Here is an 11902-nt window from a genome sequence, read left to right on the forward strand (position 1 = left end):
AATCTTTCCTTGGTCGTCCGTTTCACCAGTTTAGTAATCCTGACGTGAAGGAAAGATTGCCGCGCTCCACTTCGTTGCGCTCGCAATGACAAGATGGCTTAACTATGCGCGTCTTTTACTTCCAATAAAAATCGCTCGGCCACTGCCAGCGCCGCCGCCACGTCGGCCGCTTCCACATTCTCCAACGGGTTGTGGCTGATGCCTTTGTAGCAGCGAATAAACGCCATCGTGGCCGGTGCCACGGCCGATGCGGGCACCGCGTCGTGGCCCGCGCCGCTCACCAGGCCCACCACTTGGTGGCCGCCGGCCGCGATGGCCTGGCCCAGCAGACGGTTCAGCTCGCGGTCGCACCGCACGGGCGCGGTGGCTTGCACCAGCTGCCAGGTCAGCCCTACCCCCCGCCGGGCGGCCAAGGCTTCGGCCTGGCCCTGCAAGTCGGCGTAGGCCGCCGCGAGCTGGTCGGCGTCGGGGCTGCGCAGGTCGAGGCTGTGGATGACCTGGCCGGGGATGATATTGCTGGCCGCGTGCACCAGGCGCAGCTGGCCCACCGTGGCTACCAGCCCCCGGCCGTGGGCCAGCGCAAAGGCTTCGGTGGCCAGCACAAACTCGGCGGCGGCGGCCAGCGCATCCTGGCGCATGGCCATCGGCACGGTGCCGGCGTGGCCGGCCATGCCCAGCCAGGTCAGCTCCACGCGCTGCTGCCCAGCGATGGCCGTGACCAGCGCCACCGGCACGCCGCTTTCCCACAGCACCGGCCCCTGCTCGATGTGCAGCTCGAAGTAGCCGAGCCACTCGGCGGGGGGTAGAGCGTCGGCAGCGAGCGTAGCGGCGTTGCCGCCTATCTCAGCAATGGCCTGGGCCAGGGTAATGCCATCGGCATCGGTGCGCTGCAACAGCGCTGGGTCAAAGGCACCCGTCACCACTTTGCTACCCAGGTAGGTGGTGTGAAAACGCACGCCTTCCTCGTCGCTGAAAGCAATTAATTCCAGATGAAACGGTAAGTCAAGCCCTTGCTGAATAATGCTTTCCACCAAATTCAATCCCATCAGCACGCCCAGCGGCCCGTCGTATTTGCCGGCGTTCACCACCGTGTCGATGTGCGAGGCCAGCACGAACGTCTTAGCCCCCGGCCGCTGGCTGCGCAGCCGCCCGCGCAGGTTGCCGATGCCATCGAGGCGGGTTTCGAGGCCGGCGGCCTCAAACCAACTCTGCACCAAATCGCGGCCCTTTAGAAAAGCCGGCGTGCCAAACCGGCGCGTCAAGGTCGCGCCCGTGGCATCTTCGCTGATGGCGGCCAGCTCGTGGATACGGCTGAGAATGTGGGCGGTGCGGGTGGAATAGTCGGGCATTAGAACAAAATTTACTTCGCCTTCCACGCGTCACCTCACCCCCTAGCCCCCTCTCCTGCGGAGAGGGGGAACCAGTTTCTAGTTCTAATTTCTAGTCTAAAAACTACGCTAGAGCTAGTTCCCCCTCTCCGCAGGAGAGGGGGCTAGGGGGTGAGGTGACGCGTGAGGCGAAACCGCAAACATACGCGCTTACCGCGTCAGCATTTGCCCCCGGTTCAAATGCAAAAAATCGGGGTGCCGAAAAACTTCCTCGCCCGCCAGGAAAGTATGCGTGACCACGCCCGCCAGCTCGCGGCCCAGGTAAGGCGACACCTTGTGGCGGTGGTGCAGCAACTCCTCCGTCACCACAAATTTCTCCTCGGCGGCCAGCACCAGCAGGTCGGCGTCGTAGCCGCTGGTAATCTGGCCTTTGCGGTGGCTTTGGCCAATGAGCCGGGCGGGGTTCTGGCTCAGCCAGCGGGCCAGGTCGGGCAGGGTAGCGCCGCGCGGGCGGGCGGCGGTCCAGAGTACGGGTAGGGCCAGCTGCAGCGAAGCGATGCCGCCCCAGGCGGTAGCAAAGTCACCGCTGGCCAGCTGCTTGAGGTCGGGCGGGGCGGGCGAGTGGTCGGTGGCCACGAAGTCGATGAGGCCGCTTTGCAGCGCCTGCCACAGCTGCTCGTTGTTGGCCCGCTCCCGGATGGGCGGCGCGCACTTGAACTGCGTCTGGCCGTCGGCAATGTCTTCGGCGTTGAAAAACAGGTAGTGCTGGCCGGTTTCCACCGTCAGGGGCAGGCCGCTGGCCTTGGCCTCGGCGAGGAGGGGTAGGGAATTGGCCGACGACAAATGCACGATGTGGACCGGGCAGCGGTACTCGGCGCAGAGCCGAATCATCAAGTTAATGGCCTCATCCTCCCAGCTTTTGGGCCGTGAGGCCAGGTAGTTGGGGTAGGCGCGGGTGTCGCCTTTTTTCCACTCATCGTTATCCTCGCTCAGCTCGCAATGTACCAGCAGCGGCCGGCCGTGGCTGGCCAGTAGCGGCATCACTTTGCGCAAGTCGGCCTCCGTAGCATTGGGAAAATCATCGATGCCTGAGTGCGTCAAAAATGCCTTAAACCCCAGCACGCCGGCCGCGATAAGCGGTCCCACTTCGGCCGCGTTGCCGGGCACAATGCCGCCCCAGAAGCCCACGTTCGTGTGCAGCTGACCCTGCGTAGCGGCCTGTTTGAGGCGCAGATTTGCCACCGAAGTCGTAACCGGGGCCGAGTTCAACGGCATGTCAACCAGCGTGGTGAGGCCGCCGGCCAGCGCGGCGCGGGTGCCGGTGTCGAAGCCTTCCCACTCGGTGCGGCCCGGCTCGTTAAGGTGCACGTGCGGGTCGATGACGCCGGGCAAAATGGCCGCATCGCCGAGGTCGAACACGGGGCCGGCCACGGGCGCGTCGTGGGGCAGCACGGCGGCAATGCGGCCGTTTTGCAGCACCAGTTGCGCCGGGCGCTGGCCTTCGGGCGTGACGACGGCGGTGCTCTTTAAAAATAATGGAGCCATAGGGTAGCGACTGGCGACTATCTTGCCGCTCTTTTTTTGCCCCGCAATCTACACGCCGATGAGCTTTAAGCCCAGTTGATAGCGTGCCCAATGGCAGCAATAAACCCCGATGTCTCATGAATGCCGCTCAGCAAACTATCAGCGCGCTTTTGACTGAATTGGTGGCTGAGCAGCCAGACTATTACCTCATTCAGCCAGCCAGCGAGCTAGCCCTTGCCACGTTTGAGCAGCAGGCCATTGCCCAAGGGGTGCCGCCCGAGGTAACGCAGCAATTGGCAGATTTCTACCAGGTCGCCAATGCCTTTTCCTATGAGTTTTGCCTGGGATTCTTTTCGTGCGACGACGTAGTGCTTTTTGAGTGGTGGCCGCAAAAAGAGCTATGGCTGAGCTTATCTCATATGGATGTAATACGCTGGTCAGCAGGTAAGTTTTGCGTGGGCGATGCGAGTAACGTGTCGTATTCCCCCGCCGACGAATACGACACGCTACTCGATTTACTTATAGGTTGCGGCCGCTACATCAAAGAGACGGAAGCTGCGGCCCCGGAGGAAGACGACGATAGTTAGCCCTGATTTTTTCGAAAATAATCGCCCCTTTTCACGCAAAAAATGCCCATCAAACTCGCCGCCAACGCCTACGGTAAAAATGCCGTCAACCTCTCGCGCGTCATTCGTCACGCTGGCCACCACGAGTTTCGGCAGGTGTCGGTGAGCGTGCGGCTGACCGGCGACTTCGACGCCGCCCACACCCTGGGCGACAACGCCCACATTCTGCCCACTGATACCCAGAAAAACACCGTCTATGCGCTTGCCAAAGAGCATTTCACGGGCACCATCGAGGCGTTTGGGCTGGTGCTGGCGCGGCATTTCGTGTCGCGCAATCCGCAGGTGAGCCAGGCCCGCATCGAAATTCTGGAGCACGCCTGGCAGCGCATGCGCTTTGACGGCCAAGACCACCCGCACGCCTTCGTGGGCGGCAGCAACGAGAAGCGCCGCGCCGTGGTGGAGCTGCCCGCCGACGGCCCCGCCACCGTCTGGGCCGGCCTGAAAGGCCTGCTGCTGCTCAAAACTGCCGATTCAGGCTTCGTGGGCTACCCCAAAGACGAGTACACGGTGCTGCCCGAAACCACCGACCGCATCCTGGCCACCGAGTGCGAGGCCGAGTGGGAATACACCAGCGCCGACCTCGATTTTGAGGCGCTGTACGGGCAAATTCGCACCTCGCTGCTGCGCACGTTCTCCGAACACCAGAGCCTCTCGGTGCAGCACACGCTCTACGCCATCGGCGAAAAAATCCTGGAAGAAACCGCTGAGGTGAAGGAAATCAGCCTCATCATGCCCAACAAGCACCACATTCCCTTCAACCTGGAGCCCTTCGGCCAGCCGAATACGAATGAGGTTTTCGTGGCCACTGATGCGCCGTTTGGCTACATCACCGGCACGCTGGTGCGGGGGTAGGTAGTAGCGCGAACTTTGTAGTTCGTGTCCCCGCGCCATTGTAATCGTTCTGGGCCGCGAACTACAAAGTTCGCGCTACTATTTCGCTGCCTTCCTAAATGCCTACCCCTCCCCGCGACCTCCCCGCCTGGACCCTCGCCGCCGCCGCCCTGCGCGCCGGCCGGCCGGCCGCGCTGCTGTGCGTGGTGCGCAGCGAGGGCAGCAGCCCCGGCCGCCAGGGCTTCAAAATGGTGGTAACAGCCGAGGCCGTGGCCGGTTCCATCGGCGGCGGCATCATGGAGCACAAGTGGGTGGAGCTGGCCCGTCAGCGCCTGCGCGAGGCCGACCCTACCCCCCTGCTACGCCCCCAGGTTCACCGGCGCGAGGCGCCCGCCGACCGCTCGGGCCTGATGTGCGCCGGCGAGCAGGAAATCCTGCTGTGGCCCCTGCGCCCGCATGATTTGCCAGTGGTAGCGGCCATCGAAACAGCGCTGCAAAGCCTCAGCGGGGGCGCGTGGGAGGTGAGCGAAGTCACCGGCCTGCGCCTGCTGGCAGCCGCGCCGGCTGGCTTCTACGCCTACCACCCCGGCCCGGCCTGGGCCTACCGCGAGCAGTTGGGCTTCCGCGACCAGCTCACGATTGTGGGCGGCGGGCACGTCAGCCTGGCGCTGTCACAAATTGCTAGTAGTCTGCAATTCGAGATAACCGTGCTCGACAACCGCGCCGACCTGCCGACCCTCGACGCCAATCCCTACGCCCACCACCGCCGCCGCGTGCCCTACGAAACTCTGGCCCTACCCCCCGGCCCGCACCACTACGTAGTGGTCATGACCGTGGGCTACCGCACTGACGCCGTAGTCCTGCGCCGCCTGCTGGGAAAAAGCTTCGCTTACCTCGGCGTTATGGGCAGCGCCACCAAAGTAGCCGAGCTACGCCGGGTGCTGCTGGAAGAAGGCTTTAGCCTGGACGGCTTGCTCGGCCCCATCGGCGTGCCGATAAACAGCCGCCTGCCGGAGGAAATCGCGGTGAGCGTGGCGGCGGAGTTGATTCGGGTGCGGAATCAGTAGCGCGAAGTTTCCACTTCGTGCGCGAGCGCAGCGAGCAGGCGGCACTACGCGGCGCGCCCGACCATGCTCGCTGCGCTCGCGCACGAAGTGGAAACTTCGCGCTACAGCCCCACCAGCCGGCGCGCCGGGCCGATAATCGCCAGCTCGGCTTGGCCGGCGGGCTTTTGGGCGGCGTCGAGCTGGAGCTTGGCGGCGGCTTGCCAGCCGGGCGGCGGGGCCTGGCCCTGCCCCAGCTGCGTGAGGCGCTCGCTGAGCAGGTTGGCCACGATGCTGAGCTGGGCGGCCAGCGGCGAATATTCGGCCAGGCTGGGATTCAGCACAAACAAGGGGGGTAGGGCCTCGGTGGCGCGCTGCCAGCCGGTGAGCTGGCTTTGCAGGCTGGCCAGCTGGCGCCGGGCGGCCGGCGAGAGGGTAGGGGGCGCGGCCGGAAACTTGGGCACCGCGATGCTCAGCTCGGCCATCAGGCTATCGGCGGTGGCACCGAAGCGGCGGGCCACGTCCGACTCGGCCGGGGCGGCGTCCACGAGGCGGGTCAGCGGGGTTTCGGTGGTGTATTTAAAGCCCTGGAAATGACGCTTGTACTCTTTCACCGGTTCTATCACCGAGGCCAGGGTTTGCAGGGAGGGTAGGGCGGCCGGGTAGGGCGCGGCCAGCTGGCGCAGCAGCGCGGCCGGGGCGCGGCGGTGGCGCAGGCCCAGCGCCTCCAGCTCCTCGCTCACGAAGGCCAGGCGGCGGTACATATCGGGCACGTCCTGGCTCAGGGCGGCGGGGCTCCAGAGGCGCTCGGCCACGGCGGCGGCGCGGGGCCACACCCGGCTCTCGTAGATGACGCTGTCGGCAAATTCGCTCCACATTTCGGCCTCGCCGCCCAGCACCCGGCTTTGCAGCGAGTCCGGGATGCCTTGCAGCGGGTCGGCGGCGTAGTGGCTGGCAGCCGTGAAATAGAGGTCGATATAGTAGCCGTTGGCGCGCAGGGCCGGGTGGCGCTGGCTCACGGCCTCCAGCACGCCCTTGGGGCCGCGCCAGCTCTCAATCACGACCGGCGCGGGTAGGTCGGGACCCAGAATCTCATCCCAGCCTACCATCGTCTTGCCCAGCCGCTGTAAAATGGTCAGCATCCGGCGGTTGAAGTAGTTCTGGAGCAGGTGCTTATCCACTACCCCCTTCGCCGTGACGAAGCCTTTTTCCTTCATAAAGGCCGCAATGCGCGGGTTGCGGCGCCACTGCCGGCCATCGTTCTCATCGCCGCCGATGTGAAAATATTTATCGGGAAACAATCCGCTCATCTCCGTCAGCACCGAGTCGAGCATGGTGTAAGTTCCCTCGCGGGTAGGGTCGAGGGCGATGTTGAGCACGCCCCATTTAATGGGCACCGCCTTAATGGAATCGTTGGTGGCCAGGCGGGGGTAGGCGGCCAGCAGCGCGCCGGTGTGGCCCGGCATATCAAACTCGGGCACCACCCGAATGCCGTGCTGCGTGGCGTAGCGCACCACCTCGCGCACCTCGGCCTGAGTGTAGTAGCCGGTGGCCCCGCCCACGGTGTGCAGGCGCGGAAACAGCTTGCTCTCCACGCGCCAGCCCTGGTCGTCGCTCAGGTGCCAGTGCAGCACGTTGAGCTTCACGGCGGCCATGCCGTCGATATTGCGCTTGATAACGGCCACCGGCAAAAAGTGCCGCGCCGGGTCAATCAGCAGCCCGCGCCAGGCAAAGCGCGGCTGGTCATGGATGTCGCAAAACTGCGCCCGCCAGCCGTGCGGCGTGCGCTCCAGCACCTGCCGAAACGTGGCCAGCCCGCGCTGAATCCCCAGCGGGGAGGCTGCCGTGAGGCTCGCGCCAGTGGCCGTGATATGCAGGTGGTAGCTCTCGTCCTGTGAGCCGGCCGGGCCGGTAAGCTGGCGGCGCAGGGCCAGCAGCGGCGCGGTGGCAAAACGGTAGTGGCCGGCCTGCCAGGTAGCCTGCGCGGGCACCGGCAGCAGCGGGCGCTGGGCGTGGGCGGCGAAGCCGCAGAAAGCCAGTAAAATCTGAGCGCAGAGTTTCGCAAAGTTGGCAGAGTTTCGCAGGGGCGAACGGGAGAAAACTTTGCGAAACTCTGCCAACTTTGCGAAACTCTGCGTTATCATATTAGTCCCCTGGCCTTGAATTCCAGGTATTTATTTATCGTGTTCACCGTTAGCAATTGCGGCGGGGTAAGGAGCGCCTGAATGCCGTAGCGCTGCAATTCGAGCACAATCTGGCGCTTTTCCTGCTGAAATTTCTCGGCGATGGTTTGGTTATACACGTCGGCCGTGGTGTCGGCCGGCGCGTCGAGAAAGGTGCGCAGCTCGGTGTTTTCGAAGAAAACGACCAGCAGCAAATGCGCCTTGCTCAGGGCGCGCAGGTAGGGCAATTGCCGCTCCATTCCCTGCAAGGTCTCAAAGTTGGTGAACAAAATTAGTAAGCTGCGCTGCTTAATCTTGGCGCGCACCGTGGCGTAGAGGCGCTCGTAGTCGGTTTCGAGGTACTGCGTTTTCTGGCGATAAAGCACTTCCATGATGGTGCGCAAGTGGCCCGGCCGACGCTCGGCGGCCACCAGCGCGCCCGGCTTATTCGAGAACGTAATCAGCCCCGCCTTGTCGTGCTTGATGAGGGCAATGTTGCTCATGACCAGCGTGGCGTTGATGGCGTAGTCGAGCAGGCTCAGGCCCGCAAAGGGCATCCGCATCACCCGGCCCTTGTCGATGAGGCAGTACACTTGCTGGGCGCGCTCGTCCTGGAAGTGATTGACTACCAGCGTGTCGCTGCCCCCGCCGGCGCGCCGGGCGCTGGCCTTCCAGTTGATGGTGCGCGGGTCGTCGCCCGCCGCATAGGGCCGGATTTGCTCAAACTCCATGCTTTGCCCCACCCGCCGGATGCGCTTCACGCCCACCTCCGTCAGCCGGTTGTGAATGGCCAGCAGCTCATACTGCCGCATCTGCAAAAACGACGGGTACACCGGCACCACCCGCGCTTGGTCGAAGCGAAACCGCCGCCGCACCAGCCGCAGCGGCGACGCCGCGTACACGTTCAGCGCCCCAAACTCGTACTCGCCGCGCTTCACGGGCCGCAGCTGGTAGGTGATAACCTGCGTCTGCCCCGACGCGATGCTAGCCTCAAACAGCACGTCGCGCCGCTGAAACTGGTGCGGAATCTCATCAATCACTTCTGCCTGAATACCAAACCGATAGCGGCTTTCCAGAAAGAGCTTCACCTCATTGTCGTCGCCGTTCGAGAGCTTGTCGCCCAGCACCCGCCGCCCGAAGAGGGGGGTAGGGCTGCCCTTGGCCGGCGCGTAGAGCAGCGCCGCGTCGAGCAGCGTCAGCAGCCCCGCCGCGCTGAGCAGGAGTTCCATCGGCCCCAGCAGCCAGGGTAGGAAGAAGGCCACCACGAAGCCCGCGATGAGGGTGGCAAAGAGGTAGAAAAAGCGGCGGGTGAGGAAGAAGGACAAGAATTTTTAATTAAAAATGATAAATTAAAAATTAAAAATGGTTACTTAGACTGGTTTTGGGAGGAGATAATAATGGCTGCCAATATGCGCTTTAGCTCTTCAACATCGTTGAGCAACGAGTCGGCTAATTTAGACTCTACGCAGTCTGTATCGCGCAGCAGGCGCAGCCAGTAATGCGCTTCGCGGGCTTCTTTGTAGGCAATGCTGCATTTTGCCGTAAAGTCCCGGCGTGAAAATCCACCTACTGCTTCTTCCACATTCGCGCCTACTGAAGTGCCGCAACGCAGCAACTGGTCAGCCAGAGAACGAGGCTGTTTATTCTTCAGTAAGAATTTATAAAGCAGCACGGTACGCTTGGAAAACGCATAGCTTTTCGTCAAAATAACGTTCCCCTCCTTCATAAATCGCCTAATTTTTAATTTATCATTTTTAATTTTTAATTCAACTCCTACCGTGGCACCTCCACACTCTGCACAATGGCCCGCACCACCTCATCGGCCGTGCCGCCTTCCATCTCGCGCTCCGGCGTGAGCAGGACGCGGTGCCGCAGCACCGGCGCGGCCAGAAACTGCACGTCCTCGGGCGTCACGAAGTCGCGGCCGCGCAACGCCGCCAGGGCCTTCGCACCGTTGAGCAGCGCGATGCTGGCGCGGGGCGACGCGCCCAGGTACAGCGCCTTGTGCGCCCGCGTCTGGCCCACGATTTTGGCGATGTATTCGAGCACATTGGCCTCCACGCGCTGCCGGCCCACCTGCTGGCGCAACTCGGCCAGGTCGGTGGCGGAAAGCACCGCTTTCACCTTCTCCAGCGGCGTGCCGCCGAAGCCGCTGTGGTGGCCCTGCAAAATCTGGATTTCCTCGGCCAACGTGGGGTAGCCCACGTTCAGCTTGAACAGAAAACGGTCGAGCTGCGCCTCGGGCAGGCGGTAGGTACCTTCCTGTTCGATAGGGTTTTGCGTGGCCAGCACCACGAAGGGCGTCGTCATGCGGCGCGTGGTGCCGTCCTGGGTCACGGTGCGCTCCTCCATCACCTCAAACAGCGCCGATTGGGTCTTGGCCGGGGCGCGGTTGATTTCGTCAATCAAGACCACGCTGGCAAAAATGGGGCCGGGCCGAAACTCAAAATCGCCCTGCGCCGGCCGGAAAATGCTGGTGCCCAGCACGTCGGCCGGCATCAGGTCGGGCGTGAACTGGATGCGGCTGAATGGTACGTCGAGGGTGCGGGCCAGGAGCTTGGCGGTAAGCGTTTTGGCCACGCCCGGCACGCCCTCCAGCAGCACGTGGCCATCGGCGAGCAGGGCCGTGAGCAGCAGCTCCAGCAAGTCCTGCTGGCCCACGATTACCTGGCCAATCTGCTCGCGCACGGCCTGGGTGCGCTCCGTGAGTTGCGCTAGGTCGGTGCGCGGGGCAAAGGTTTCGGCCGGCGCATCGGGGGCCGGCCCGGCGGCTTCGGCCGCGAGGGGGGGGGTAGGACTGGTAGGGTCGGGTAGGTAATCAGGTTCCATAAAACGTGGCGAAGCCGGGGAGAATTAAGTAGCAAATAAGAGATGCTGCCCACCGCGCCCGGCCTTACCTTGCGGACCGGCAAGCGCGCGAAACAGCCGAAAAAGCGCGTAAAAAGGGCCTTAATTTAGCTTTAAAGACAGTTTATTAGTAAAATACAATTTATCGAAAAAGGCATTTCCCGGCACAGTGCAAAAGTACTTTTTCAGCGGCTTTCGCGCTTGAAATCCTGGATGGCGCGGCTCAAGATAAGCAGCTCGCGGTCCGTGACGGCGGGCGCGGTGCGGGCGAAGTTGATGAGCCGCACCAGCTCGTCCACCCGCGGCCGGGGCACGCCCGCCTTCTGGCTCAGGCGCTCGCGGAAGGCGTCGTCAGCCAGGTCGGGGGTAGGTTCCTGGAAGCGGGTGCGCAGAAAATCTAAAAAGAGGGCGGTTTTCTTCTCCGCAATGCGGGCGTGGTTGCGGCCCTGCTGGTAGAGGCCCGCCACGGTGCGCGTAAACAGCAGCGTAGTATTGGGCAAAGGCTTGAGGGTGGGAATGATACGCTGCCGCCGTCGCGCCTCCACCAGCACAAACAGCAGGCCCGTGGCCAGCAATAAGTAATAAGCCGTGCGCAGCGCCGGGTGGCCCATCACCACCCGTAGCACCGACTGCTCGCCGGCGCGGCCCTGCTTCTGGTACTCATCCCACCACACCGGCCGGCCAGCTGGCAGCGCCGAGAGCGCAGCCAGCGCAAAATCGGCGGTGCGGGGCCGCAGCAACCAGTAGTTTCCGAACGCCAGCGGCACCGAGCACAGGTAAAAATGCCCGCGCCCGTGGTCGAGGCGCAGCAGCACCGGCCGGCCCTGGGCATCGGCGGCGAGGGTAGCGCCCCGGTGCGCCCGCCGCTTGGTGAGGGCCAGCCGGTAGCTCGCCGCCGAGGCATTGAACCAGAACGGCGCGGCCGCCGCGCCCGCGCCCAGCAGGTGCAGCGCCACCGAGTCATGCCGCCCCAGGCCGGGGGCCAGCACGCGCGCCAGCGTCGAGTCGGCCGGGTAGGTGCGGAAACCCAGCGTGTCGGCCAGCGAGCCCGCGCGGCCGTTCGCCGGGAAATCCTCGGCCGCGATGAACACGTCGTGGCCCTGCGCCACGAAGCGCAGCAAGGCGTTCACTTCTAGTTTGCTAGCCGTAAATTCTTGATTAATAAATATATACTGCGCGTGGGTCGTGGCCAGGGGTAGGGCCTCCGCTTCGAGCGTAGTGGCGGCCGCGTCGTTGGCGGTATCTGTCGAGTCGTCGTCAAACGTGACGTTGGTGGGCCGGCCTTTGCGCAGCTGCGGCTCCTCGCTGCCCAGCAGCTGATTGAAGATGGGCAGGCGCACGTTGGCCACCGAGTCGGTGCCCAGCACCTCGGGCAGCACGTCATACAGCACGTAGGTGCCGTACGGAATCTTGTCCTTGCTGCTGAGCGTGGGCGACCAATCAAGCGGCTTGGGGCGGTAATATTCCAGCGCCACGTAGGCCCCGAACAGGGCCAGGATACAGAGCAGATACCAGCGAAAAGTAGTCAAGTGCGTAGCGGA

At 63.7% G+C, this 11902-nt stretch carries 10 protein-coding genes; 3 read left to right on the forward strand and 7 right to left on the reverse strand.

Going from position 1 to position 11902, the window contains the following annotated elements:
* Positions 1-98: 98 nt before the first annotated feature.
* On the reverse strand, positions 99-1349 hold the full coding sequence (locus A0257_17665; protein ID AMR28744.1) for a Zn-dependent hydrolase: 1251 nt from the start codon (positions 1347-1349) through the stop codon (positions 99-101).
* A gap of 189 nt (positions 1350-1538) precedes the next feature.
* Positions 1539-2873 carry an allantoinase gene (locus A0257_17670; protein AMR28745.1) on the reverse strand — a complete coding sequence of 445 codons (1335 nt, stop codon included), beginning with the start codon at positions 2871-2873 and terminating at the stop codon, positions 1539-1541.
* A 116-nt stretch (positions 2874-2989) separates the two neighbouring features.
* Between A0257_17670 and A0257_17675 the strand changes: the two genes are divergently transcribed.
* The 3 genes from A0257_17675 (at position 2990) to A0257_17685 (ending at position 5376) form a co-directional block, all read left to right on the forward strand.
* Entirely contained in the window at positions 2990-3439 is a 450-nt protein-coding gene (locus tag A0257_17675) for a hypothetical protein (GenBank protein AMR28746.1), read from the forward strand.
* Between the two features lie 42 nt (positions 3440-3481).
* Positions 3482-4330, forward strand: coding sequence for a urate oxidase (locus tag A0257_17680; protein ID AMR28747.1), 849 nt, complete (start codon positions 3482-3484; stop codon positions 4328-4330).
* A 98-nt stretch (positions 4331-4428) separates the two neighbouring features.
* Positions 4429-5376, forward strand: coding sequence for a hypothetical protein (locus A0257_17685; GenBank protein ID AMR28748.1), 948 nt, complete (start codon positions 4429-4431; stop codon positions 5374-5376).
* A gap of 101 nt (positions 5377-5477) precedes the next feature.
* Here A0257_17685 and A0257_17690 read toward each other — a convergent pair whose 3' ends face one another.
* The 5 genes from A0257_17690 to A0257_17710 form a co-directional block, all read right to left on the reverse strand.
* Entirely contained in the window at positions 5478-7496 is a 2019-nt protein-coding gene (locus A0257_17690) for a hypothetical protein (protein ID AMR28749.1), read from the reverse strand.
* Entirely contained in the window at positions 7493-8839 is a 1347-nt protein-coding gene (locus tag A0257_17695; protein ID AMR28750.1) for a cell division protein FtsB, read from the reverse strand. Before A0257_17695 ends, A0257_17690 begins: the two co-directional genes overlap by 4 nt.
* Positions 8840-8880: 41 nt before the next feature.
* Positions 8881-9240, reverse strand: coding sequence for a four helix bundle protein (locus A0257_17700; protein AMR28751.1), 360 nt, complete (start codon positions 9238-9240; stop codon positions 8881-8883).
* 47 nt (positions 9241-9287) lie between these two features.
* Positions 9288-10202, reverse strand: a complete 915-nt coding sequence (locus tag A0257_17705; protein ID AMR29831.1) for a magnesium chelatase — start codon at positions 10200-10202, stop codon at positions 9288-9290.
* 344 nt (positions 10203-10546) lie between these two features.
* Entirely contained in the window at positions 10547-11890 is a 1344-nt protein-coding gene (locus A0257_17710) for a hypothetical protein (protein AMR28752.1), read from the reverse strand.
* Positions 11891-11902 lie beyond the last annotated feature (12 nt).

Source organism: Hymenobacter psoromatis (assembly GCA_001596155.1).
Lineage (GTDB): Bacteria > Bacteroidota > Bacteroidia > Cytophagales > Hymenobacteraceae > Hymenobacter.

What these genes read in the sequence shown, in the direction of transcription:
- A0257_17665 (AMR28744.1), bottom strand. Translation starts at nt 1,349, where the DNA reads ATGCCCGACTATTCCACCCGCACCGCCCACATTCTCAGCCGTATCCAC.
- A0257_17670 (AMR28745.1), bottom strand. Translation starts at nt 2,873, where the DNA reads ATGGCTCCATTATTTTTAAAGAGCACCGCCGTCGTCACGCCCGAAGGC.
- A0257_17675 (AMR28746.1), top strand. Translation starts at nt 2,990, where the DNA reads ATGAATGCCGCTCAGCAAACTATCAGCGCGCTTTTGACTGAATTGGTG.
- A0257_17680 (AMR28747.1), top strand. Translation starts at nt 3,482, where the DNA reads ATGCCCATCAAACTCGCCGCCAACGCCTACGGTAAAAATGCCGTCAAC.
- A0257_17685 (AMR28748.1), top strand. Translation starts at nt 4,429, where the DNA reads ATGCCTACCCCTCCCCGCGACCTCCCCGCCTGGACCCTCGCCGCCGCC.
- A0257_17690 (AMR28749.1), bottom strand. Translation starts at nt 7,496, where the DNA reads ATGATAACGCAGAGTTTCGCAAAGTTGGCAGAGTTTCGCAAAGTTTTC.
- A0257_17700 (AMR28751.1), bottom strand. Translation starts at nt 9,240, where the DNA reads ATGAAGGAGGGGAACGTTATTTTGACGAAAAGCTATGCGTTTTCCAAG.